Raw genomic sequence first — 22,932 nt, forward strand, 5'->3', positions numbered from 1 at the left:
GGGCGGCGCGTCAGCCCTTCGCCTGCATTTCCGCGTCGATCGCGCGCCAGTCCCTAGTCACAAAGGTCTCCTGAATCGCGGTGCGGGTTTCCAGCTGGCCATTGCGGATCCAGTGCCACGTGCGGCAGCGGTGCTGGCCGCAGTCGGAAATCTGGATCTGCTCGTAGAGATAGAGCGAAGGATCGCCGGTCCGCTGCCAGTAGAGCATCATCGTGCGGTTATACTCGTCGAGCGGCACTTCGGCAGCCCAGCCTTGGATCAGCTCGTTGTTCCACCAGATCCGCCCGTCACGATAGGTCGCAGGGAAATCGCGTACTTCGGTGCGACCGTCGGGCCAGGTGTAGTGGTTGGTCTGGTGATAGGGGATGTCGGGATCACCGGTGATGCGGCACAAGAGGCGGCTGGCGTGCTCGTCGATCTTCTCGTTGGCCGCATTGAAATAGGAATAGGTGCCGTCCCACACGCCTTCGTGGCGGGCGAGCAGCGGCATGGCTGCGGCAAAATCGGTCATCGGGTCTCTCCCATGATGGTGCTGAGTGTATCATGCCAGCGGCGCGCGGCATCGCCTGCGATGATCCGCGCGCGGGCGCGGCGCTGGAGCGTGTGCGGATCGAGCGCGGCGGGCGCAAGCGGGATCGCATGGGCGGCGCTTGCCTCGTACCACGGCGCGAAGAAGGCCTCGGCGCGTGCGATTTGCCACGCCCTTTGCAGGTAGGTGCCGAAGCGGTCGGGCGTCATGTCGGGATAAAGCCTGTCGGGTTCTCCCGGAGGCGGCGCGGGCCACAGCACCGCTTCCGCTCCCAGAGCCAGCGCCGCGGCCTCGACGGCAGCTTGCGGATCCTCGAAATCGCCGGATTGCCCGTGACCGGGTGCGTCGATGGCGAGGGTGCCGTCCTCCGGCTCCGCCATTTCGCCCGCCGGTGCATGGAGCACGAGCCGCTCTGCCCCGCGCGTGCCTTTCCAGTGGATCAGCCCGCCTTCCAGCGCGATCCAGCCTTCGTGCGCATCCTCGGCGAGGGGCGGGCAGGGGGCATCGCCGCCATGCGCGCTCAGAAAGGCGAGGCTCGCGTCCTGATGCTCCGCGGGGGTGGCGACCTTCCTTGCCTCCCACCCGGCAGGCATTGGCCCGAGCCGGTCGATATGCGCCTGCAAGGGATCGCCGTCATAGGCGCTGATGAGGCAGGGCGGCACCTCGGCCTCGACCGGCGGAATGTCGCGCGGCGCACGCAGCACCGCGCCGTAGCCCGCGCGGTAGGCATTGCCCGCGTCGAGCATCTCCGCCACCGCCTGCGCCACGCGGGCCACATCCGCGTGCGCGACCGACAGGCGCGCTTCCTCGCGCGTGTCGAACCACGGGAAGACCCAGCTTTGTTCGAGGATCCGGTTCCACAGCCAGGCAAGGTGCTCGCCATAGGGGGAGGGGTGAAATTCGGGCAGGTATCGCTCGCCGAAGATGCGCATTTCCTCGGCATTCCAGATCGCATAGCCGCCCACCGCCAGCGCCCGGAACCGCTGCGGCTGGCGCTTCAGCGCGGTGACGAGGATGATCCCGCCCGAATGGAAGCCATAGGCCGCACAAGGCCCGAGGCCGAGCGCATCCATCGTTTCACACAGGGCATCGGCAAAATCGGCAATCTCGGGCGTGCCGGGCAGCGGGTCGGACTGGCCGAAGCCCGGCGTGTCGGGCGCGATGCAGGTAAAATGCGCGGCCCACTTGCGCATCAGCGGTTCGTATTCGGCCGAGGAGCGCGGGCTCTGGTGCACCATCAGCAGCGCCGGACCCGTCCCGCAGCGGCGGTAATGCACGCGCCTGCCGGTGCCGGGAATGGTGAGCATATGCCGTGTTATCATCACGCCAAAGTTGTCCGGACAAATTTCACTCGACAAGCCTCTACGCGCGTTTATTGTCCGCTGTCAAAGTGGAATCGAGCGAAAACAGGACGGCGCGCGCAATGGCAGAACTGATCGGCACGAAGATGATTTCGGACGGCAAGACGGCCCGCCAGCTGTTCGAGGAGGTGATGGCCAACCCCGCGCGCCGCAAGTTCGGTTTCGGGCAGAAGCTCGCGATCGTCAATGTCGATGTCCAGCAGGCCTATACCCGGACCGACATGTTCAAGACCGCCTACGAGACCGATCCGCGCCAGATCGAATACATCAACACTATCAGCCGCCTTGCGCGCGAGCGCGGCATGCCGGTGATCTGGAGCCGGGTCGCCTACAAGGCTGATGCGGGCGATGCAGGGGTGTGGGGCACGCGCACCGATACCGAGGACAGCTTGCAGAACATCAAGTATGGGTCGACGCGCCATGAATTCGATCCGCGCTGCGACATTCATCCCGATGATCTCGAATATACCAAGCGGATGCCCAGCGCCTTCTTCGAGACCCCGCTGGCGAGCTATCTCACCTTCCACCGCGTCGATACGGTGGTGGTGACGGGCGGCTCTACCTCGGGCTGCGTGCGGGCAACGGCGGTCGATGCGCTGAGCCACGGCTACCGCGCCATCGTCCCGATCGAGACCTGCGCCGACAAGCACGAAAGCTATCACTTCGCCAATCTCACCGACCTGCAATTGAAATATGCCGATGTCGAGCCGGTGCAGGCGGTGATCGACTGGCTGGAGGCGCGCTGACATGCAGGAGGGCGCGGCCGATCCGGGGCTCTACGATTACCATCCCTATAATGCGCGGCGGAAGATCGTATGGCCGGGTGGCAAGTCGGTCGCGGTATGGGTCGCGCCCAACCTCGAATATTACGAGATCGATCCGCCCGCGCACCCCAGGCGCAAGTCATGGGCGCGCCCGCATCCCGATGTGGTGGGCTATTCCCACCGCGACCATTCCAACCGGGTGAGCCACTGGCGCATGGCCGAGGTGATGAGCCGCCACGGCTTTCCGGGCTCGGTCAGCCTCTCGGTCGCGCTGTGCCAGCACCATCCCGAAGTGGTCGCCGATGCGGCGGCGCGGGGGTGGGAGTTCTTCAGTCACGGTATCTACAACACCCGCTATTCCTATGAAATGACGGAAGGTCAGGAGCGCGCGATCATCGAGGATTCGATTGCCACGGTGCGCGCGGCGACCGGGCAGACGATCCGCGGCTGGCTCGCCCCGGCGCTGACCCACACCCCGCGCACGCTCGATCTGATTGCCGAATATGGCCTCGATTACACCTGCGATCTCTATCACGACGATCAGGTGCAGGAGGTGAAGGTGAAGACCGGACGGCTGGCTTCGATCCCCTACAGCCTTGAAGTCAACGACCACTACGGCTTCTTCGTCTACAACATGTCGGGGCGCGAATATGCCGAGACGCTGATCCGCCAGTTCGAACGGTTGGCGGCCGAGGGCGAACATTCGGGGACGGTGATGTGCATCCCGCTGCATGCCTACCTGATCGGCCAGCCGCACCGGATCGGCCCTTTCGAGGAAGCGCTGCGCCACATCGCTGCCGATGGCCGGGCGTGGATCGCACGCGCGGGCGAGATCGTGGATGCGTGGAGAGCCCAGCAATGAGCGTCCTGCCCGACAGCTACACCCAATATCCCTGTCGCCGCGAGGGATACGACCATGACCTGTATGAATGGTCGAACATGCACGCCCGCCCGCCGGTCCGCTGGCCGCAGGGCTCGGTGGCGGTGTTGCTGTGCGTCAGCCTCGAGTGGTTCCCGATCACGCCGGGAGGCCCCTTCACCGCGCCCGGCCACATGGTCACGCCCTATCCCGATTACCGCCACTACACCGCGCGCGATTATGGCAACCGGGTGGGGGCATGGCGCTTCCTCGAAGCTTTCGAGAAGGCGGGGGTGAAGGCAAGCTTTGCCACCAATGCCGCGATTGCCGAACGCTATCCCGAACTCGCTGCGGCGGTGATCGCGGGCGGGCACGAGCTGATAGCTCACTCGACCGACATGAACGGGACGATCGATTCAACCATCTCGCCCGAAGCCGAAGCCGCGCTGGTTGCCGAGGCGATGGCGCGGATCAAGCGGGCTAGCGGCGTGCGCCCGAGCGGCTGGCTCTCGATCGCCCGTCAGCAGAGCTTTGCCACGCCCGATATCCTTAAGGATCAGGGCCTCACCTACTGCTGCGACTGGGTGAACGACGAGCTGCCCTACCGCTTCGCCAACGGGCTGATCAACCTGCCGCTCAACCACGAACTGTCCGACCGCCAGATCATCACCGTTCGGCAGAAGAGCGCCGACAGCTGGGCCGAGAGCATGCGCGACGCCTTCGACTGGCTGGCGCGCGAGGCGGCGAAGAGCGGCGGCGGGCGGATGCTGCCGATCCACCTCACGCCCTACATCATGGGCCTGCCCTATCGCATCGGCGCGCTGGAAGGGCTGCTCGCTCACCTGACGGGGCGCAAGGAGGCATGGTTCGCGCGCGGCGATACCATCGTCAACGCATGGGAGGCACAGGCATGAAGGCCCTGAACCCGCGCACCGGCGAGGCGGATTACGACTTTGCCGAGACCCCGCGCGAGGGGATCGCCAATGAGGCCGCGCGGCTGCGCACGATGCAGCCGGGATGGGAGGCGCTCGGGCCGCAAGGCCGCGCCGCCGTGATGCTCCGCCTTGCCGATGCGATGGAAGCCGCAGCAGGCCCGATCATCGCCGCGCTTGCCGTCGATACCGGGCGGAACACGATTGCCGCAATCGAGGTGCAGGGCTGCATCGCCAATATCCGCCGCTGGGCCGCGCGCGGGCCGGAGCTGTTCGCAGGGCTTGATCGCGGGCCGAAGCCGTCGGTGACGCCGGGGATCGAGATCGTCACCCATTACAGCGCCTTCCCGCTGTTCGGGGCGATTGCGCCGTGGAACTTCCCGGTCATCCTCAGCCATATCGATGCAGTGCCTGCGCTGATGGCAGGGGCGGCGGCGCTGGTGAAGCCGTCCGAAGTCACGCCCCGCTTCGTCGAACCGATGCGCGCCGTTCTGGCGCAGGTGCCCGACCTGCCGCTCGCCTATGTGATGGGCGGGGCCGACGTCGGCCAGGCGCTGATCGAGGCGGTCGATTACATCTGCTTCACCGGCTCCACCGCCACCGGCCGCAAGGTCGCGGAAAGCGCGGCGCGGCGGCTGATCCCGGCCAATCTCGAACTGGGCGGCAAGGATCCGATGATCATCACCGCCAGCGCCGATCCGGTCTGGGCGGCGCAGGTGGCGCTGCGATCCTCGATCGTCGCGACCGGTCAGGCGTGCCAGTCGATCGAGCGCATCTATGTCGCCCGCGCCATCGCCGAGCCGTTCCTCGCCGCGCTGGTGAAAGGTGCCGAGGCGGTCCGGCTGACCCATGTCGACCCAGCGGGCGGCCATCTCGGCCCGTTCATCTTTCCCCCCAGGCGGGCAAGGTGCAAGCCCAGATCGACGCGGCGGTGGCAGCGGGCGCGCGGGTGCTGACCGGGGGCACGGTCGAACGGCTCGGCGGCGGTGCCTATCTGCGCCCCACGGTGCTCGCCGATGTGACGCCCGACATGGCGGTGATGCGCGAGGAGACCTTTGGGCCGGTGCTGCCCGTCACGCTGTTCGACACGGCCGAGGAGGCGATCGTGCTTGCCAATGACAGCGCATATGGCCTTTCTGCCGCTGTCCTTGCCGGGTCGCTGCAAGAAGCCGAGGCCATCGCACCGCTGCTCGATGTCGGTGCGGTATCGCTGCAGGACGGCGCGCTGACCTCGATGGTCGGCGATGCCACCAACCTCTCGCGCAAGGGCAGCGGGTTGGGGCCAAGCCGGATGGGCGATTCCGGGATGCTGCGCTTCCTGCGCGAACAGGCGCTGATCCGCCAGACCGGCACGGCGCTCACCATCAATGCCTATGCCGAGCGGGGTGGGGCATGAGCAACCGCGCCGCTCTTGCTGCCGCCATGCCTGCGATGTTGCAGCACGAAGGCTGGTGGGAGGGCTGGTATCGCCACCTCGACGCCGACGGCACTTTGCTCGACGCGCATCGGGCGCGCACCCATTGCGAATTCCCCGACAGTGGCCCCTGGCACTACGTCCAGCACAGCTTCCTCGCCTGGGAAGACGGGCGCGAGGCCAGCTACACCTTCGGCGGGCGGCTCGAGGGCGAGCGGCTGGTGTGGGACACGGATCGCTTCTCCGGGTATGGCTGGCAGACCCACGAGGACACACTCATGCTGCGGCTCGACCGGCTTGATGTTCCCGGCGCGCATTATGTCGAAATGATCAGCATTGCGCCGGACGGGCAAAGCCGCGCGCGCACCTGGCAATGGTTCAAGGACGGCGCCCCGTGGAAGCGCACCCTGTGCGACGAGAGGAGGATCGCGGCTCTATGAAAGCTTGGGAAATCGGATCGCGCAACGCGGGCGAGCGCGGCATCGGAGGCTTGCGCCAAACCGAGCGTCCCGAGCCGGTAGCAGGGCCAGGCGAGGTGCTGGTGCGGGTGATCGCCGCCGGGCTCAACTACCGCGACCTGATGGTGCTGCGCGGGCAGTATGGCAGCGACTTGCCGCAGAGCCGCATTCCCCTGTCCGACGGGGTGGGAAAGGTTATTGCGGCGGGTGAGGGCGTGACGGGCCTCGCGTCTGGCGACCGGGTGATTGCACCGCATTTCCTGAGCTGGCTTGACGACACGGCCTATTCCCCCGCGGTGTTCGCGCAGGACATGGGCGTCACTGCCGACGGCTGGCTGGCCGAGTGCATCGTGCTCCCCGCCGCCGCCGCGCTCAAGGTGCCCGCCAGCGTGCCCGACACCACCGCCGCCAGTCTCGCCGTGGTCGGCGCGACGGTGTGGCACGCGATGGTCGCATTTGGCGGCGCGCGCGAGGGGAGCCTCGTGCTGGCGCAGGGCACCGGAGGCGTCTCTATCTTCGCGCTGCTGCTGGCCAAAGCGCTCGGTGCGCGCTTTGCCATCACCTCTTCCAGCGATGCCAAGCTTGACCGCGCCCTGGCGCTGGGGGCCGATTATGCGATCAATTACCGTGACCGCCCGGACTGGGGCGCGGCGCTGCTCGAAGCGACCGGGGGGCGCGGCGCGGACGTGGTGGTCGACACGCTCGGCTTTGCCGCGCTGGGAGAGACCATCGCGGCCTGCGCACCCAACGCCCGGATCGGAACGCTCGGCGCGCTCGCGGGTTCGCCGCAGGACGTTGCCAGCGCCAGTCAGGGCGCGCTGATTGGCAAGAACATCGCCATCAAGGGCATCGCCAGCGGCAGCCGCGCGATGCTGGAAAAGGCGCTAGGGGTGTTTGCCGCGCACGGCCTCGCCATCCCGGTCGACCACGAGTTCGCCTTCGCAGATGCGCCTGCCGCCTTCGCCTGCCTCGATGACGGCGGCCATTTCGGCAAGGTGGTAATCCGCCTCTAGCGGATGAGCTCGACCAGTTCGTAACGGTTCATCATGTAGCCGTCGATGGAACCGTACACGAGGATGCTGTCCTCATCCGCGGTCACCCACATGTCGAAATCGGGATGGTGTTCGCCGCCCATGCCCGCCTCGCTGTCATCGACATAGCGATAGCGGCGGCACTGGAAGGTGCCGGCAGCGACCGTCTTTTCCTCCTCGCCGACATATTCCATCGTCATTTCGACCTCGGCGATCTGGGGCGCGGTAGCCCCGCGATGGTCGGGCGAGGGCAGGAAGAAGCGCAGTTTCCGGCGGTGCGGCCCCCTGGTGTGATCCATCAGCCGGGTGGTGAAGCCGTCGCCCACCACCGGATGGGTGCCGAAAGCGTCGAACTCCCCCGAATCGCGCACTTCCGAATGGCGGCCCAGCGCCGGGCTGTCGCTTTCGCAGATGATTGTTCCCTTGGCGGGATCGTGATTCATCCAGCCCGAACCGAGAAACTCGTCGCCCACGGTCAGGTGCACCAGCAGGTTGCGCGGCTTGCGGTCCGGCCCGATGTGGCAGATGATGTCGCGCATCACTGTGGGATCGGGCTCCTCGATCTCGCAATGCGCGCTCATGATCACCGAGCCATCGGTATGATGGGTAAAGCGGAAGCTTTCGCTCCCGCGCTCTGTCCCTTCGCGGCCCGGTTTCATCGAGAGGTAGCGGATTTTGCCGCTGACGGTGCGGTGCTTCATCATCAGATCACTCCTGCCTTGGCGAGCCGTTCGATCACCTCGGCCTGCGCGCGCTGGAAATAGTCGCGGTCGGGGACAGCGGGCTGACCGCTGTCCATCATGCCGTCAGGGCCGCGAAAGGGCTCTGCGGCGGCAGCATAGCTTTCCGCGAACAGGGCGGGACGCTGGCGAGCGAGGTAATTGGTCATCGCCGGGGTGCGGCGAGCCTCCCGAAGCCCGGCGAGGTCAATCGCGGCGAAGGCAGTGAAGGTCTCCCCGTCGCCCGATTGCGCCACAATGCGGCCCTTCCAGTCGACCACCTGGCTGTTGCCGTCGGCACTCGCAAGCGGCATCGCCGTGCCGGAAATTCCCGCCGTATTGGCCGAAACGACATAGGCGAGGTTTTCAAAGGCGCGCGCCTGTTTGGCGATGTCCTTGTGGGTGGCGAGCGGCGAGCCGATCTCGCTGGAGGAATGGCAGAACACCTCTGCCCCGCGCAGCGCGAGGGCGCGGGCAATTTCCGGGTAGAGAATTTCCTCGCTGGCAATGCAGGCTAGGTTTCCGATTTCGGTGCGCGCGATCGGGAAGACGCCTTCGATCCCGTATTTGTCGAGATAGGCCTCCCACACATCGTGCGGGGAGGGCGCGAACATCGACAGCAGGCGGCGATAGCGCAGCACCACCTCGCCCGAAGGCGCGATGATGAAACTGGTCTGGAAGTAGAAATCAGGGAAGGCATCGTCGGCTTCGTAGGCATTGCCCGCGAGGAACATGCCCAGCCTCTGCGCCACGCCGCCGAGCGCCTCGTATTCCGGGCCATCGGCAGAAAAGCCCACCCGCGCGGCGAAATCGGGAATGGAAATGCGCCCCGGATAGGAGGTGAACAGGTATTCGGGCAGCACCACCAGCTTGACCGGCTTGCCTGAATATTGCGCCACGAAGACAGCGCTGGTGCGGATCTGGCCTTCGATTTCCGCGATATGTTCAAGGATCGCGGCGCGTGCGACGGCAGTATCGGGCAGGCGTTCGAGCGAGCGAGCGGTCAGTTGCATTGCCATTGCGGAAAAGGGGGTGGTGTCGGTCACAATGTCTCCCATGGCGAAAGCGAACGGAGCGCGGGTGAACGCGGCGGCGCCCAATCCTGCGGCAAGCGTGCGGCGGCGGTCAATCAGCGGCATCGAACCCCAATGCGCCCGGGTTCATCAGGCCGCGCGGGTCGACCTTCCGCTTGAGCGCATTCAGGATCGCCCAGCCGGCGGGGTCGTGGCGCTCACGCAGCGGATAGGTGCGGGCGATCTGCAAATGGATAGCGCCGAGGCTCTGGAAAATGGCGATGACCTCTGCCTTGAGCTTTTCGACCAGCGCAGTCGCTTCGGGACTGTCGGCAAGCCGCGGCAGGCGGGCGAGGTGATCGGCTTCGATGGCGTGGGCGTGCAGGGGGTTCTGCTCTCCCGGCCAGTAGAACACCGGCTCGATCAGGCAGGACGAACGCCCGGTGGCGGCGATCAGCGCGCCGGTTTCGACCTTGAGCCGCGCCATCTCGGCGACATTGGCATCCCATAGGGCCTGTAGCCGTTCCCACGCCTCGACAAGGCGCGAGTGGGGGAGGAAGCCGTGCACCGGCACCCAGCGCTCGCCTCCGGGGCCGAGCATCGAATTGGGCGGCGGGAAGGGATTGGCGCGCAGGATCTTGGGGATCGAGTTTTCGACCACGCTCCCGCCATGTTCGCGGACGATCCCCTCGATCGTGCGCATGTCGGCATCAACCGCGGACTGGTGCCGCCCCTCGGAGATGCAGTGCAGGCTGAAGGGCACCCCGTCGAGGAAGCTCCGCCCGGCAAGCGCGACCTTTGCGCCTTCCTTCATCGCCTTGAGGATGCCGCCGGATTTTGCTTCGGCCTTGAGCATGTTGCCGAGCTGGCGCGCGTCCTTGACCAGCGAATCGCGCTTCATCCGCTGCGCCTGGAGGAAGGGATCGAAAGCGAAGCTTTCCGAAGCGAGTTCGGCACGGGCGATGGCGCTCATCGCGCCGAGCAGCGCATCATGCGTCGCGAAGCTGAAGGAGCCATAGGCGAAGGCGGCGGCCTCGCGGACCAGCTTCAGCCGCACACGCGCCTTAACACCGAAGGCACCGCAATCGGCGGCGAAGAGACCGGTAAGGTCGGGGCCGTAGGGACGGAAGAAATCGGAACCGGTCGAGATGATCGTCCCGTCGGCAAGCACCACGTCGAAGCTGATGGCGCTGTCGACCGCGCTGCCACCCCGCGCGCCCCAGAAGATGCCGTTCTGGCTCATCCCGCCGCCCACCGTTGCGCGGATGCCAGACAGCGTGCCCCAGGCAAGGGCGCGCAAGCCTCGCGGGGCGAGCGCGCGGTGGAGCTTGTCCCAGCTGATCCCAGCCTCGACGGTGGCGATCATGTCGGTCTCGTTGACCTCGATGATCGCGTCGAGCGCCGCGGTGTCGATCAGCAGGAAGGGACCGTCGTCATAGAGATAACCGCCAGTATAGCTCATCCCCCCGCCCCGCGGGACAATGGCGATGCCCGCCGCCGTGGCCGCGCCGATCCCGGCGGCGAGTTCATCGACCGATGCCGGGCGGAACACTGCGAGCGGCTCAGCCCCGCGCGACAGCACATCGTGGCTGTGCAGCGCAAGGCTGGCCGGATCGGTCAGCAGCGAGCCCTCCGCCACGACCTTACGCAGCGGGGCAAGCGGATTGTCGTGAGCAAGGCTGGCCATCAGGCGGGCTCCGGCGCGGCATGGGAGGGATCGGCTTCGGCCTCGGGGAAGCTCTCCGGATAGCGGCCGAGCAGCAGCAGCAACGCGCCTCCCGCCACGAACAGGCCTATGGCGACGGTGAGGATCGCATCATAGCTGCCGGTGCGGTCGAACACCTGCGCATAGATCACCGGCGAGGCCGCCGATCCGAGGCCGAAGGGCATGTAGAGCATCCCGTAGATCCGCCCGTAATTGGCCATCCCGAAATAGCGGCCCGTGAGGTAGGCGATGAGATCGCTCTCGGCTCCGGCAGCAAAGCCGAGCAGGAACCCTGCGATTGCTGCGAGCGGGAAGGTGATGCTCTCGCCCAGCAGGATCCACGCCGAGATCGCCGGCAGGCACAGCAGCGGGAAGGCGACGAAACCCTGCCACAGGCGGTCGAGCAGCGCGCCGGTGATCAGCCGTCCGGCGAAGATGCCGATGCCCAGAATGCCCATCACGCTCGCAGCGGTGGCTGCATCGACGCCACGCAGCCCCAACATGGTCGGCAGGTTGATGAAGGCGCCCCCAAAGGCCGTGGCGATACAGGCGATCGACAGCCAGATGATCCAGAACCGGTAATCCGCGAGCGCCGTACCGAGCGTTACGCCGGTGAGCCGCCCGCTCTCGCTCTCGATAGCACGTGGGCGTTCCTCGGGGGTTGGTTCGCGGAACAGAAAGAAAGCGATCGCCAACGCGGCAATCGGGAACAGGGCGACCGCCGCGAACATCGCGCGCCAGCCGAGTGCCGCGATCACCTCGACCGCAAAGCGCGGAACGATCATAGCGGCAAGGCTGGTACCCATCAGCAGAATGCCCAGCGCGAGGCCGCGATGGCGGTAGAACCACAGGTTGATCGCCCGGCTCCACGTCACCGGGGTCGAGCCGATGCCGACGAGGCCGATCATCACCCAAAAGCCGTAATAGACATAGAGCGTCGAGCGCGCATCCGCAGTCGGCGTGAGCGCCACCGCTCCAAAGGCAAGGGCAAAGGCGAACAGCGACCACAGCGCCACGGGGCGCACGCCGAAACGATCCGCCATCCAGCCGAACACCGGGGCGAGCACGCTGGCGATCACGCCGAACAGGGTGATCGGCAGCACCGCCTCGGTCTGGCTCCAGCCGAATTCGTCCCGCAACGGCCCAACAGTGAAGCCGATGACGTTGTAAGGGATCGGTGAAGCGCCGCACATCACCCCAAGAACGCCCGCAAGCAGAACCTTCCAGCCCTTGGCGAATTCGCCCCTCTCGTCGGGTGGCACGGCGATGCCGGGGGGTGTTACGGAAGTCACGCTCTCTCCTTTGCGCGAGGGGATGCCGGCAGGGCGGCAGGCAGAAGGTGACGCAGCCGCGCGATACTGTCCAGAAGGCCGATGCTCCGGGGCCTAGCGGGCATGGTAGAACTCCGTCAGGCTGCCGTCGGGATCGCGCACCGCGACAAGATCGACCGTGCCAAGCTCGCCGACCGGGACGGCAACTGCGGCATACACAGGCTCGACACCGTTTGCGGTGAGCAATGCGCGATATTCGCCCAGCCGCTTCACGGGATAGCGCACCGAAATAATCCCCCAATTGGGCAGCGCGGCATGGGCGGACAGATCGCGTCCGGCGAAACCTTCGAATTGCATGACCTCGACACGGCCGTCTTCACCCGGCAGCAGCGGCTGGGCGACTGCGGCGCGGCGCACCAGCGTGGTCGCAAGATTGGCGGGAACCGAGAAGTTGTTGGAACGCGGCTCTGGGTCGGTGAACGGTGCGTCGAACAAAACCCCAAAGCCGAGCCGGTCGCGGAAGAAAGCAAGCGCGGCAGGTTGGTCGCGCACCATCCGCATGGTGTTGAAGGCCTGGCTAAGACGTCCCACTGGAAAACCGTCGAAGGGCGGAGCAGATCTCTGATAAAGCGCATAATTGACGCCGTGCGGTCCGCGGATCACGACATTGACCAGATCCGATCCGCCGAAGCTGAAGGCATAGGGCGGGCTTTCCGCCCACCACCCGCGTGCAATGGCGGCATCGAACATGGTCTGTACATTTTCGCTGCGCAGCATGATCGAAAAGATTCCGCCTGTATCCCACGGCCGCGCGGCGAGGCGGATTGGGCGCTGGCTCTCGGCATCGTCGAAGCGGACATAGCGGATGCAGCCGGTTCTCGATGTGGGTGCGCAGATTTTCAGGAAAGCGCCCGAAACAGTCTCGGGCAGGTGCCAATAGGCGAGTTCCGCCCGCGCCAATTCCCCGCGTGCGACTTCGCGCCAGCCGCCGTCCTGCATCAGCCAGGCCGCGCTTGCGTCGAGGTCGGCGACGCTGACCACGACCTCGCTCCAAGGCGCTACACCATAATCTGCAGCCTGCGGTTCGGCCTTCGCGGGAAGCGCGGCGCCGGCTGCAAGGGCCAGCGCCGCGATGATGATGTGTGCAGCCGCGCGCACTGTGTCAGTCAAAGGTGAAGCCGAAATCCACGCCAAAGGTCAGCGGCGGGGCGGCAAAGACCTGATTCTGGCGGGTCGGCACGTTGAAGGTATTGGCACGGAAATATTCCCGATCCGTCAGGTTCTTGCCCCACAGGGTTACGCGCCAGCGATCGGTGCGATAGCCGATCCGGGCATCGATCCGTGTGCCCGGGCTCTGCTCGGTACCGGGAACATTGGCGACAAGACCGAAGGTCTCGTCTTCATAGGCAATGTCGCTGCCGAAGAAGAGTTGGCCCGAACCAATGTCGGTTTCATAGACAAAGCCGATCAGCCCCTTGAATTCGGGCGCGTTCTTGAGGTCGAGGCCAAGCGCGCAGTCGATCACCTGCGCTTCGTATTCGGGCGTTCCGGGTGCCGCGGTGACCCCGGTGCAGGCAAGGCCGGGTGTGGTGTTGGTGCTGTTCGAAAGCAGTCCGGCCTGCTGGAAATTGACGTTGCGATATTCGGCATCGAGGAAGCTGGCATTGCCATAGATGGTAAGGCCGTCGGTCAGCTCGATCCGACCTTCGATCTCGGCGCCCTGAATGCGTGCCTCCCCTGCATTGATGCGGGTGAAGGCTCCGCTTGGCAAGGTGCCGCTGATCTGGAGGTCCTGATAGTCATTGTAAAAGGCGGTGGCGTTGAGGGTGATGCGCCCGTCCCAGAACTGGGTGCGCAGGCCTGCCTCGATCGAATCGAGCTGTTCCTCGTCAACCCGGCGGAAACACGCGGTCGGGTTGAAGCAGTCCGACGAGAACCCGGGCGATTTGAAGCCGGTCGCATAGGACGCATAGAGCATGACATCATCGGTGATCGCGTAATCGGCCTTCACCGTCCAGGTGACGTTGTCGGTGTCCGCGGTACCGGTGATGTTGGTGCCGAACCCTGCGAGCGGCCCGCCGGCATTGCCCACGAAGTCGCGATCCTCGGTGGTCCAGCGCAGGCCGCCGGTCAGGGTCAGCGCGTCGGTCACTTCCAGTTCCGCCTGACCAAACAGCGCGAAGCTGCGCGTATCGACGAAGTTCTCAAATGGGAAGATGAAGGTGTAGCGCAGGTCGACGTTCTCCTCGTAATAGAACGCGCCCGCGGTGAGGTTGAACGGCCCGTCCAGCGTCGTGTTTATCAGCAGTTCCTGGCTGAATTGGTCCTGCTTGGTGCGCTGGAAAAAGGGGAAGCTGATGAAGCTCGACAGGTCATCATTCATCGCCCGCAAGGACGTAATCGAGGTGATGGTGAAATTGTCGTAGACGCCGTTCAGCTCGATCGACGCGCCATAGGTCTCGACCGAGCTGGCATAGTCGGTGAAACAGCCGATCTGCAGGAAGCCCGGCGGGGTCGCGGTTGAACAGGTGACGCCGGGGGCCGGTTCGAGGGTGAAGATATCGCCGTCGCGGTCGGTGGTGATGGCCGGATTGCTGCTCGATGCGGCTAGCGTGCTTGGAACGGGGTCCGAATTGTCCTTGGTGTAGTCGAAGATCGCGGTGACGTTCCAGTTCGCACCCATCTCGCCATACAGGCTACCGCGGAAGGACAGCACCTCCTCGTCGCCGATCTTGGTCCCGGCGAGGCCAGCGAAATCGCCATTGGGATTGAGGGTGAAGTATCCGTCGCGCTCGCGGTAAAGCCCCGACAAGCGCACCGCGAGGCTGTCGGCCAGCGCGAGGTTGACGATGCCGCGGCCCTGGATGCGGTCGAAATTGCCGTAGCCGAAATCGGCCGAAACGGAGTTTTCGCCGAGTTGCGGGCGGACCGAGGTGAACTTGATCGCCCCGCCATTGGTGTTGCGCCCGTAAAGCGTGCCCTGCGGCCCGCGCAGCACTTCGACCTGTTCGATGTCGAGCAGGTCAACAAGGCTGCCGACGGTGCGGCCGAGATAGACATTGTCGATATAGATGCCGATCGCCGGGTCGACTGCGCCGCGCGATTCGTCCTCGCCGATGCCGCGGAAGAAGATGCGGGCCGAGTTCGAGGTGCCGGTTCCGGTGGTGATGACCACGCCGGGGATCTGCGCTTGAAGATCGTTGGCATCCTCGATCTGGCGGAGTGCGATGTCTTTTGCGCCGAGCGCGGTCACGGAAGCAGGCACATCCTGGAGGTCTTCCGAACGACGCTGCGCGGTGACGATGATTGCTCCCGAATTTGCCTGCTCGTCAGTGGCTTCGGATGCGGCGCTATCCTGTGCCCACACGGGCGCGGCGCTTGCGAAAAGTGCAATGGCAGAGGTCATGCCGGCAATCGCCGGCCTCAGTCGGATGGGCGTATTCATTGGATGAACTCCTTGAATGTTGCGCGGTTGGCCGCCTTATGACGATCCAGTTGTCCCTTGCCTGCTGCGCGAAGTTGTCCGGACAAAAGCTTGCTTGTCAAGCGCGCTCATGCAATTTGTCCGGACAAAGAATGTCAGAAATTTCGTGCAGAGTGCCTTTTGCGCAACAGCATGACACGAAGGAGCCTCGTCTTGGACATGTCCGGCCTTGCCTATCCGGTCCTCGTTTATTCGCATCTGCTGCTGTTCGTGCTGTGGCTTGGCGCAGATGTGGGCGTGTTTCTGTTGGGTCAGCATTTCCGCAAGCGCGAGAAATGGTCGCTTGATCAGCGCATCGCGCTGCTGACGCTGCTGGTCGAGGTCGACATGGTGCCGCGCAGCGCCTGGGCGCTGATGGTGCCGCTGTCGCTGAGCGTGGTCGCTGCGGGAAGCTGGTGGGACGTGCCGGTTTGGCTGCTGATGAGTGCTTGGGCGGTGGGGCTGTTCTGGCTGTGGCTGGTGTGGGATTCCCATGCTCACGACCAGACTCCGCGCGCGGCTCGGAATCGCCGGATCGAGGGGGTGCTGCGCTGGGCAATCGGCTGCTTCTACCTGTGGCTCGGAACGCAGAGCCTGCTGCTTGGACAGCCGCTCGCGCCCGATTGGCTTGCGGCGAAGGCGCTGTTGTTCGGCCTGATCTTCGTGGCTGCGATCATGATCGATGTCACCTTCAAGCCGGTCGGTGCGCAGCTTTCCGCGGTGCTTAGCGAAGGTTCGAGCGATGCCACCGAGATCCCGCTGCGCCGCACGATGGACCGCACCCGCGTGTGGGTTTGGACGGTCTACCTGCTGCTGCTTGCGACCGCGTTTCTGGGCAACGTCAAACCCGTCTGATCGGTGTGTGCGGGGTGCGGCACGAAAGGCACAATGCACTTTTCGCAGCAATGGTTGCGCCTGCCTTCAAGAAATTTGTCTGGACAAATTCTGGCAGCTTGGCAGAAATAGGGGCGGGGAAAATTCGGGACGCCATCACCGGCGCGTTTTCCAGGGGAGATAAAGCGATTATGAAACAGCTTGTTCGCAGCATCCTGCTGACAGCCACGATGCTCACGCCGGGCGCGCTGCTGGCGCAGACCGCAGGTGATCAGGATTCCGACCAGCCGGTCGCAGTCACGACTGGCGGCAACGAAATCGTGGTCACCGCACGCAAGACCGAGGAAAGGCTACAGGAAGCGCCACTTGCGGTTGCGGTGGTCACCGCCGAGGGCATCGACCGGCTTGGTTTCAACAGCTTGACCGATCTCACCCGTGCCACCGCTGGCCTTGTGTTCGACGACAGCTTCGGGCGCGACGCCAACCGTCCGGTCATCCGCGGCCAAGCCAACATCCTCGGCGATTCGGGCGTGGCCTTCTTTATAGACGGCATCTATTTTAATGGCTCGCTTGCCGACTACGACATCGATAGCATCGCCCAGATTGAAGTGGTCAAGGGGCCGCAAAGCGCGCTCTACGGCCGCAATACCTATTCGGGCGCGATCAACATCATCACCAAGGGGCCGGCCGATCGTTGGAGCGGGCGGATCCAGGCCGACATTTCGGAAGGCACTGCCTATGACATTTCCGGCAATATCAGCGGGCCGATTGCGCCAGGACTGGGGCTGATCGTCGGCGGGCGCTACTTCAAGAACGAGGGCTTCTTCACCAACCAGTTCGATGGCAGCCCGATCGGCGAGCAGGAGACCAATTCCGCCTTCGCGATGCTGAAATATGACGATGGCGGCGCGCTGCGCGTGGGCCTGCGCGGGAACTATACCCGCACCCGCGACGGCCAGCCGGCGATTTTCGCCACCGATGCCAACGACAATAACTGCCTGTTCGACAATGGCGGGCTCTATCGCGGCGAGGGCCGCTATTTCTGCGGGGTGATTCAGCCACGCCCGATCAGCACCGACTACACTGAACAGTTCGAAGGCGAGTTCGTAGGCAATGCCATCGACACCTGGAACGTCGGCCTCAACATCGACATTGATCTCGCCGACAATCTCACGCTCACTTCGCTGACCGGCTACAATAATCGTGAATCCGTGCAGCGCACCGATGGCGATTATTCGCCGGGTCGCTTCCAGGGCGTGATCTTCGCCGGCTTCCCTCTGGGCGCCCCACCTGCCTTCTTCGGCTTTGCCAGCTCGCAGACCGATTTCTCCTTCTCCAACCAGTCCGAGCGCAGAGACTGGCAGCAGGAATTGCGCCTGCAGTACACCACCGATCGCGCACGCTTCCTGCTTGGCGGGTTCTACTGGGAGCAGGAGAGCAGCTCGACCGACAACCGCGTGCTGCCGCCCGGCGCACAGGCCGAGGCTGATGCCAACATGCGCGCTGCGCGCCTCGCGTTCTGCGCGCAGAATCCGCTTTGCAGCGCGCCGGCGCCGTTCCCGCCCTTCAGTGCGCTGGGCACATTGCAGGAAAGCCGCAACAACTCCGAAGACGAGATCCGTAACATCGCCGTGTTCGGGTCGGTGTCCTTCGACATTACTGACAGTTTCTCGATCAGTGCGGAAGGACGCTATCAGGAGGAACGGATCCGTACCGTCTCGCAGACGGCGACCGTGGCGGCAGGCAATATCGGTGCCCCGGTGGTCGCAGAGGCAACCTTCCGTGAGTTCCTGCCGCGCATCACCGCCGATTACCAGATCAGCCCCGACAACCTTCTGTATGCGGTTTACGCCGAGGGGCAGAAGCCAGGCGGCTTCAACGGCCCGGCAGCGATCGCTGTAGGTCGGGGAACTTTCGGTGCCGAGGATGTGGTGTCCTACGAAATCGGCTCGAAGAACACCTTCCTCGATGGCGCGCTCCAGGTGAATTTGGCGCTGTTCCATAACACGATCAAGGGATATCAGCTGACCCAGCCGGTGCAGATCGGTGGGCCTGACGATCCGCTCAATCCGCAGCTTGCTCCGCAGCTTATCTCGGCGATCAATAATGCGGGTGACGTGCGGATCACCGGCCTCGAGCTGGAGCTGCTGGTTCGACCCTCGCCTGAGCTGACGCTGACCGCCAACTATGCCTATGCCAACAGCCGCTTCCGCCGAGGGCTCGATGAGAACCAGGGCGTTCTCAACGACGTCGCCGATGATGGTCTTGTCAATTGCTCGACCGGAGACCAGTTCCCGACCCAGTCGGGCTGTCAGTCACTGTTCGGCGACCTCACCGGCCAAAGCTTGCCGCGCGCGCCCGAGCATACGGTGTTCGTAGACCTCGATTATCGCCGCGATATCGGCAATTCGGGGTGGCAGGGCTTTGCCGGGATCAACGCTTACCTGCTTTCGAGCAGCTTTGCACAGGTTCACAACCTCGCCGAAACGGGCGATTCGATCGTGTCCGATCTGCGTATAGGCGCGCAGAACGACAATTTCCGGGTGCAGTTCTTCGTGCGCAATCTGTTCGACGAGACGGCGGTCAACCAGCTTATCCGCTACGCAGATGCTAACCGTGACCTGCGCCGCAGCTTCATCGCTGGCCTGCGTCCGCCACGTCGTTTCGGGGTGATCGCCGAAGTGCGCTTCTGACGGCCGACCCAATCCTGATCGCCACAAGGACGGCGGGGGCCTCGCGCTCCCGCCGTTTTCTTTTGCAGGGTCGGGTTAGGCGCGGGTCAGGAGGGCTTCGACGGCGGCCTCGGCGCTTTCGAAGGCGGCTTCCATGCCGCTTGCGGCACGACCGAGGTGCTCGCCTGCGAAATGCAGTCGCGCGCCGCGGTGGCGGGTCATCTCCGCGAGGTCTGCCGCCATGCCGGTGCCGATGTGATGGTAGATGCCGCGCGCGCCGGGATTGTTCTGCCAGCTATGGAGCCGCAGCACTCTGAGCTTGCCCTGCGAGGACGGACGCATCGCCGCGATGCGTGCGACGATGATGCGCTTGGCCTCTTCAGGCGGCAGGCGATCGATCAGGTCTGCGCCCGCCCCGGTGGTCCACAGCTTGAGCATCGGCGGTGCCGAGCCAAGCACGAATACCCGCCCGATCAGCGGATCGTCGCTCCACAGCGTTTCGGGCAGGCCGTCCTCTTCCCAGAAGGGTTCGCTCGCCGCGATGTAGGCGAAAGTCGCGCGGGTATAGGGCAGTTCGGCGATCATCCGCGCCGCAGCCGGGGCAAGGGTTGTCTCGACCGGCACGTGACGCAGCGCGGCGAAGGGGATGGTGCAAATCGCCTGGGCGGCACGCAGCGTGCCGTTGGCGAGGTGCAGCGTCACTCCGTCGGCTTCCTCGATCAAGGCGCGGACGGTCTGGCCTGTGCGCACATCGCCCCGCAGGCTCGCCGCCATGGCTTTGGGCAGGGTCTGCGATCCGCCCGCGATGGTGGCGATGGGGCCAGGCTGGCTGGCGTAGATTGCGAAGGTGCGCGCCAGGCTCAGCTGCGACATGCCGGCAAGGCTGTTGCCGTTGAAATTGGCCGCGATGAGCCGCAGTGCCTCCTCGCTCGCCCCGGCATTGCGCAGTGCGGCGAGCACCGAAATGTCGGTATCGGGCGCGGCATCGCGCCACCCGTCAGGGCTCGCCAGTCGCGGGAAGGCGCTGGCGTAATGGCGCAGCAAGGCCGCGGGTTCGACCCTGCGCTCGCTATCGGCGAGTCTGTTGCCGGGACTGTTCGGCCAGTCGGCGGGCGTTGCCGCCACACCGTTCACGGCATAGAGGTTGCCCGGTGCGTCGGAGACTCCCGCGCCTGCACCGCCGCCATTATCCAGCCCGACGCCAAGTTCGCCTGCGGTCCTGCGCAATCGGGTGTAGCCCGCGCCGACCTGGATACCCCCTGCCTCGGGCGCCCCGGGGAGATCGCGCAAGGTGTGGAGCCGACCGCCGATGCGCTGCTCTGCCTCGAGCACGACGACGCTTAGCCCCGCCGCCTCGCAGGCCCGCGCGGCATGGAGCCCGGCGAGCCCTGCGCCGATTACCGCGACGTCCACTTCGGTCTGCCCGCGTGCCAGAGCCGGAGCGGCACCGGCAATGATCGCGGCGCTGCTGCCAGCAAGGAAGCCGCGCCGCGATGTCGCGATCAATGGCCCTCGCCCGACTTGTCGACCGTACCGGCAGCCTCGCGCGCCTTGTCGGTCAGCATCTTGAACTTAGTCCAGGTCGTCTCGTTGGGACGCGCGTCGTCCTTGGGCGGGGCCTGTTCATAGATCGGGTAATTGGCCCTGATCTCCTTCTTCAGCACCTCAGGCAGTTCGTCAAACCCGCCGGGCAGCTTGCGGCCCATCGCGTTGAAGACCATCTGGCCCGGGCGGCTGCCCATCTTCATCCACGGCGCCCAGCCGGAAATGCGCACCCAGCTGATCATCGGGTAGGCGGTCGGTTTGGTGCTGTCGTAAAGTTCGCTCCTGAGCGCGCCGAAATCGAAGATCTCCATCGCGTGGTATTCGCCGCCGACATATTCCTGATAATCGCCAGTGAGTGGATTGGTGTAGAACAGCGGGGCCTCGAACGGCATGAAGACATAGGGCCCGGCCTCGCGCAGGCTGCCGAGGGTGAAGGGCGTGCCGTCCGCGCCGCGCGCGAAATTGGGGCGGCCGTTGACGGGATCATTGTGGATATGCATCACCTCGACCGTCTCGCCGGTATAGGGGTTCTCCCATTGCCGCACGACCTCGCCAGTCTTGGGATCGAGCATCAGCATGACTTCGCGGCTGACCAGCCGCCAGCCCTTGCCGCGCTGCGGATCGTTCACTTCGACGCAGCGGCGGATGTTCATGCCTTCGCCCTTGAACAGCAGCTTGTCGCGCACCCCTGGGGCGCGGCCGTAGATGTTGCCCGACCAGTGATAGACGGCTGGCTTGTCTTCCGAGACGCCGCATTGCAGGCGCTTGGAGATTTCAAGCGCGTCCTCTGGCTTTGCGGGGTCGAGCGTGCGAGCCTGCGCGCCAGCGGCCGCGAGCATTGCGCAGGCGGCCACGCCGACTGCAAGCAAACCGGATTTCATCAGTGTCATCATTTCTCTCCAAACCAGCATCATTATCGAAAAGCCACCGGGGAACCGCGCATTTCCTCCTTGACTTTAGATTTGTCCGGACAAATTGTGAAGCCTGAATTCCGGCTGACGCCCAGTACCGGAAATCGCGAGGATGATGTCGTGTTTGTCGCTGCCAGCCTGCTGTTCGTTCCCGGTTCGCGGCCCGACCGCTTTGCCAAGGCGCGCGCGGGTGGGGCGGGGCTTACGGTGATTGATCTGGAGGACGCGGTTGCGGCTGACGACAAGGACAGCGCCCGCGCCGCCGCGCTGGCCGAGGTTGAAAAAAAACCGCAAGGCTGGGCAATCCGAATCAATCCCGTTCGGACAGCAGCCGGGGTGCGCGATCTTGCCGCGTTGCTCGATGCAGAAACACTGCCTGCGACGCTGCTGGTTCCGATGGTAGAGGAGGCGGGCGATCTCGCTGTCATCGCCGGCGCGCTGGGGGAACGGTGCCCGGCGCTCATCCCACTGATCGAAACGCCGCGAGGCCTGCGCCATGCGCTGGCCATCGCCAGCCATGACAAGGTGGCAGCGGTGATGTTCGGCGGGGGCGATTTTTCCGGGGAACTGGGCGTCGAACTGGCGTGGGAACCGCTGCTCACCGCCCGCCAGCAATTGGTGCTGGCCTGTGCCGAGGCGAGGAAGCCCGCGATCGACGTGCCGTTTGTGAAGCTTGAGGACGATGCTGGGCTCGTAGAGGAAGCGGCCCGCGCCCGCGCGATCGGCTTTGTGGCCAAGGCGGCGATCCATCCGGCGCAGCTTGCCGCGATCCATGCGGCCTTCCTGCCGTCCACCGCAGAGGTCGCCGAGGCGCGCGAGGCGCTGGCCGCTTACGAGGCGGGCGGGGGGCGGGCAATCCGCTTCCGCGGGCGGATGCTCGAGGCGCCCTTCATCATCCGCTATCGCGCGCTGCTGGCGCGCCACGAGGAGCTAGGCAATGCGTGATTCGTATATCGAGGTATCCCCCGGTCGCTTCCGCGAGGTCCAGGGGCGCTATTTCGAGGATTTCGTGGTCGGGCATGTCTATGAACACCGCCCCGGACGCACGATCACCGATGCCGACAATGTGTGGTTCACCCTGCTGACGATGAACACCCATCCGGCGCATTTCGACTACGAGCTGTCCAAGGACACCGAATTCGGCAAGCCGCTTGTCGTCTCGCCCCTCACCATCGCGCTGATGACCGGCATGAGCGTGTCGGACACCAGCGGCAAGGCGATTGCCAATCTCGGCTGGGACGAGGTGCGCATGACCAAGCCGCTGTTCGTGGGCGACACGCTCTATTGCGAGAGCGAAGTGCTCGAAAAGCGCGAGAGCAAGAGCCGCCCCGAACAGGGCATCGTCACCTTCAAGACCATCGCCAAGAACCAGCACGGCGATATCGTCGCCCATTTCAAGCGCACCGTGCTGGTGTGGAAGCGCGGCTTCGGCGCGCTCGATAACTGACCAG

The 22,932-nt window shown here is 65.0% G+C and carries 19 protein-coding genes and 1 pseudogene; 10 read left to right on the forward strand and 10 right to left on the reverse strand.

The genetic code is table 11. From position 1 onward, the window contains the following. Positions 1-10: 10 nt before the first annotated feature. Together CHX26_RS05950 and CHX26_RS05955 are read right to left on the reverse strand one after the other, a co-directional pair. Complete coding sequence (locus CHX26_RS05950; protein ID WP_104941582.1) at positions 11-511, reverse strand: DUF3598 domain-containing protein; 501 nt, start codon at positions 509-511, stop codon at positions 11-13. Beyond that, positions 508-1,851, reverse strand: a complete 1,344-nt coding sequence (locus tag CHX26_RS05955; RefSeq protein WP_104941583.1) for an alpha/beta fold hydrolase — start codon at positions 1,849-1,851, stop codon at positions 508-510. Before CHX26_RS05955 ends, CHX26_RS05950 begins: the two co-directional genes overlap by 4 nt. Positions 1,852-1,952: 101 nt before the next feature. On the opposite strand from CHX26_RS05955, the gene CHX26_RS05960 reads away from it, so the two are divergent. The 6 genes and pseudogenes from CHX26_RS05960 (at position 1,953) to CHX26_RS05985 (ending at position 7,330) form a co-directional block, all read left to right on the forward strand. Then, positions 1,953-2,636, forward strand: a complete 684-nt coding sequence (locus tag CHX26_RS05960) for an isochorismatase family protein (protein ID WP_199797845.1) — start codon at positions 1,953-1,955, stop codon at positions 2,634-2,636. A 1-nt stretch (position 2,637) separates the two neighbouring features. Then, positions 2,638-3,516, forward strand: a complete 879-nt coding sequence (locus CHX26_RS05965) for a polysaccharide deacetylase family protein (protein ID WP_104941584.1) — start codon at positions 2,638-2,640, stop codon at positions 3,514-3,516. Further along, positions 3,513-4,427, forward strand: coding sequence for a polysaccharide deacetylase family protein (locus tag CHX26_RS05970; RefSeq protein WP_104941585.1), 915 nt, complete (start codon positions 3,513-3,515; stop codon positions 4,425-4,427). Before CHX26_RS05965 ends, CHX26_RS05970 begins: the two co-directional genes overlap by 4 nt. Then, a pseudogene (locus CHX26_RS05975) lies at positions 4,424-5,841 on the forward strand (aldehyde dehydrogenase family protein). Before CHX26_RS05970 ends, CHX26_RS05975 begins: the two are co-directional and overlap by 4 nt. Then, the gene (locus tag CHX26_RS05980; protein ID WP_233997300.1) at positions 5,838-6,299 is read left to right on the forward strand and encodes a hypothetical protein; all 462 of its coding nucleotides are present in this window, start codon (positions 5,838-5,840) and stop codon (positions 6,297-6,299) included. The pseudogene CHX26_RS05975 and the gene CHX26_RS05980 overlap by 4 nt, the downstream one beginning before the upstream one ends. Continuing rightward, a complete protein-coding gene (locus CHX26_RS05985) occupies positions 6,296-7,330 on the forward strand; it encodes a zinc-dependent alcohol dehydrogenase family protein (protein WP_104941586.1) in 1,035 nt (344 codons plus the stop codon). Before CHX26_RS05980 ends, CHX26_RS05985 begins: the two co-directional genes overlap by 4 nt. Here CHX26_RS05985 and CHX26_RS05990 read toward each other — a convergent pair. The 6 genes from CHX26_RS05990 to CHX26_RS06015 form a co-directional block, all read right to left on the reverse strand. Further along, complete coding sequence (locus tag CHX26_RS05990) at positions 7,327-8,052, reverse strand: DUF3108 domain-containing protein (protein WP_233997301.1); 726 nt, start codon at positions 8,050-8,052, stop codon at positions 7,327-7,329. The two genes, CHX26_RS05985 and CHX26_RS05990, sit on opposite strands and share 4 nt — an antisense overlap. Then, positions 8,052-9,206 carry a nitrilase-related carbon-nitrogen hydrolase gene (locus CHX26_RS05995; RefSeq protein WP_233997302.1) on the reverse strand — a complete coding sequence of 385 codons (1,155 nt, stop codon included), beginning with the start codon at positions 9,204-9,206 and terminating at the stop codon, positions 8,052-8,054. Before CHX26_RS05995 ends, CHX26_RS05990 begins: the two co-directional genes overlap by 1 nt. Further along, positions 9,193-10,767, reverse strand: coding sequence for an FAD-binding oxidoreductase (locus tag CHX26_RS06000; protein ID WP_104941587.1), 1,575 nt, complete (start codon positions 10,765-10,767; stop codon positions 9,193-9,195). The genes CHX26_RS05995 and CHX26_RS06000 overlap by 14 nt, the downstream gene beginning before the upstream one ends. Further along, positions 10,767-12,077: an MFS transporter gene (locus CHX26_RS06005; RefSeq protein ID WP_233997303.1), complete on the reverse strand. Its 1,311-nt coding sequence runs from the start codon at positions 12,075-12,077 to the stop codon at positions 10,767-10,769. Before CHX26_RS06005 ends, CHX26_RS06000 begins: the two co-directional genes overlap by 1 nt. A 93-nt stretch (positions 12,078-12,170) precedes the next feature. Continuing rightward, positions 12,171-13,226: a VOC family protein gene (locus CHX26_RS06010; RefSeq protein WP_146107667.1), complete on the reverse strand. Its 1,056-nt coding sequence runs from the start codon at positions 13,224-13,226 to the stop codon at positions 12,171-12,173. Then, positions 13,219-15,501, reverse strand: a complete 2,283-nt coding sequence (locus tag CHX26_RS06015; RefSeq protein ID WP_104941589.1) for a TonB-dependent receptor — start codon at positions 15,499-15,501, stop codon at positions 13,219-13,221. Before CHX26_RS06015 ends, CHX26_RS06010 begins: the two co-directional genes overlap by 8 nt. A 198-nt stretch (positions 15,502-15,699) precedes the next feature. On the opposite strand from CHX26_RS06015, the gene CHX26_RS06020 reads away from it, so the two are divergent. After that, positions 15,700-16,374, forward strand: coding sequence for a hypothetical protein (locus tag CHX26_RS06020; RefSeq protein WP_233997304.1), 675 nt, complete (start codon positions 15,700-15,702; stop codon positions 16,372-16,374). Positions 16,375-16,544: 170 nt separating this feature from the next. Continuing rightward, positions 16,545-19,046, forward strand: a complete 2,502-nt coding sequence (locus tag CHX26_RS06025; protein WP_172449724.1) for a TonB-dependent receptor — start codon at positions 16,545-16,547, stop codon at positions 19,044-19,046. 75 nt (positions 19,047-19,121) lie between these two features. Here CHX26_RS06025 and CHX26_RS06030 read toward each other — a convergent pair whose 3' ends face one another. Continuing rightward, positions 19,122-20,531: a flavin monoamine oxidase family protein gene (locus CHX26_RS06030; RefSeq protein WP_104941592.1), complete on the reverse strand. Its 1,410-nt coding sequence runs from the start codon at positions 20,529-20,531 to the stop codon at positions 19,122-19,124. Beyond that, positions 20,528-21,451 (reverse strand): DUF1838 family protein, encoded by a 924-nt coding sequence (locus tag CHX26_RS06035; RefSeq protein ID WP_172449725.1) that lies wholly within the window; start codon positions 21,449-21,451, stop codon positions 20,528-20,530. Before CHX26_RS06035 ends, CHX26_RS06030 begins: the two co-directional genes overlap by 4 nt. A 96-nt stretch (positions 21,452-21,547) precedes the next feature. Between CHX26_RS06035 and CHX26_RS06040 the strand changes: the two genes are divergently transcribed. After that, the gene (locus tag CHX26_RS06040) at positions 21,548-22,426 is read left to right on the forward strand and encodes an HpcH/HpaI aldolase/citrate lyase family protein (RefSeq protein ID WP_233997305.1); all 879 of its coding nucleotides are present in this window, start codon (positions 21,548-21,550) and stop codon (positions 22,424-22,426) included. After that, positions 22,419-22,928, forward strand: a complete 510-nt coding sequence (locus CHX26_RS06045) for a MaoC family dehydratase (protein ID WP_104941594.1) — start codon at positions 22,419-22,421, stop codon at positions 22,926-22,928. The genes CHX26_RS06040 and CHX26_RS06045 overlap by 8 nt, the downstream gene beginning before the upstream one ends. The last annotated feature ends 4 nt before the right edge of the window (positions 22,929-22,932 follow it).

Source organism: Porphyrobacter sp. HT-58-2 (genome assembly GCF_002952215.1).
Classification (GTDB): Bacteria; Pseudomonadota; Alphaproteobacteria; order Sphingomonadales; family Sphingomonadaceae; genus Erythrobacter.

Coding starts and splice junctions, on each gene's coding strand:
- CHX26_RS05960 (WP_199797845.1), top strand. CDS start 1,953: ATGGCAGAACTGATCGGCACGAAGATGATTTCGGACGGCAAGACGGCC.
- CHX26_RS05995 (WP_233997302.1), bottom strand. CDS start 9,206: ATGCCGCTGATTGACCGCCGCCGCACGCTTGCCGCAGGATTGGGCGCC.
- CHX26_RS06045 (WP_104941594.1), top strand. CDS start 22,419: ATGCGTGATTCGTATATCGAGGTATCCCCCGGTCGCTTCCGCGAGGTC.
- CHX26_RS06020 (WP_233997304.1), top strand. CDS start 15,700: ATGTCCGGCCTTGCCTATCCGGTCCTCGTTTATTCGCATCTGCTGCTG.
- CHX26_RS06000 (WP_104941587.1), bottom strand. CDS start 10,767: ATGGCCAGCCTTGCTCACGACAATCCGCTTGCCCCGCTGCGTAAGGTC.
- CHX26_RS06035 (WP_172449725.1), bottom strand. CDS start 21,451: ATGAAATCCGGTTTGCTTGCAGTCGGCGTGGCCGCCTGCGCAATGCTC.
- CHX26_RS06025 (WP_172449724.1), top strand. CDS start 16,545: ATGAAACAGCTTGTTCGCAGCATCCTGCTGACAGCCACGATGCTCACG.
- CHX26_RS05980 (WP_233997300.1), top strand. CDS start 5,838: ATGAGCAACCGCGCCGCTCTTGCTGCCGCCATGCCTGCGATGTTGCAG.
- CHX26_RS05970 (WP_104941585.1), top strand. CDS start 3,513: ATGAGCGTCCTGCCCGACAGCTACACCCAATATCCCTGTCGCCGCGAG.
- CHX26_RS05950 (WP_104941582.1), bottom strand. CDS start 511: ATGACCGATTTTGCCGCAGCCATGCCGCTGCTCGCCCGCCACGAAGGC.
- CHX26_RS06015 (WP_104941589.1), bottom strand. CDS start 15,501: ATGAATACGCCCATCCGACTGAGGCCGGCGATTGCCGGCATGACCTCT.
- CHX26_RS05955 (WP_104941583.1), bottom strand. CDS start 1,851: ATGATAACACGGCATATGCTCACCATTCCCGGCACCGGCAGGCGCGTG.
- CHX26_RS05965 (WP_104941584.1), top strand. CDS start 2,638: ATGCAGGAGGGCGCGGCCGATCCGGGGCTCTACGATTACCATCCCTAT.
- CHX26_RS05985 (WP_104941586.1), top strand. CDS start 6,296: ATGAAAGCTTGGGAAATCGGATCGCGCAACGCGGGCGAGCGCGGCATC.
- CHX26_RS05990 (WP_233997301.1), bottom strand. CDS start 8,052: ATGATGAAGCACCGCACCGTCAGCGGCAAAATCCGCTACCTCTCGATG.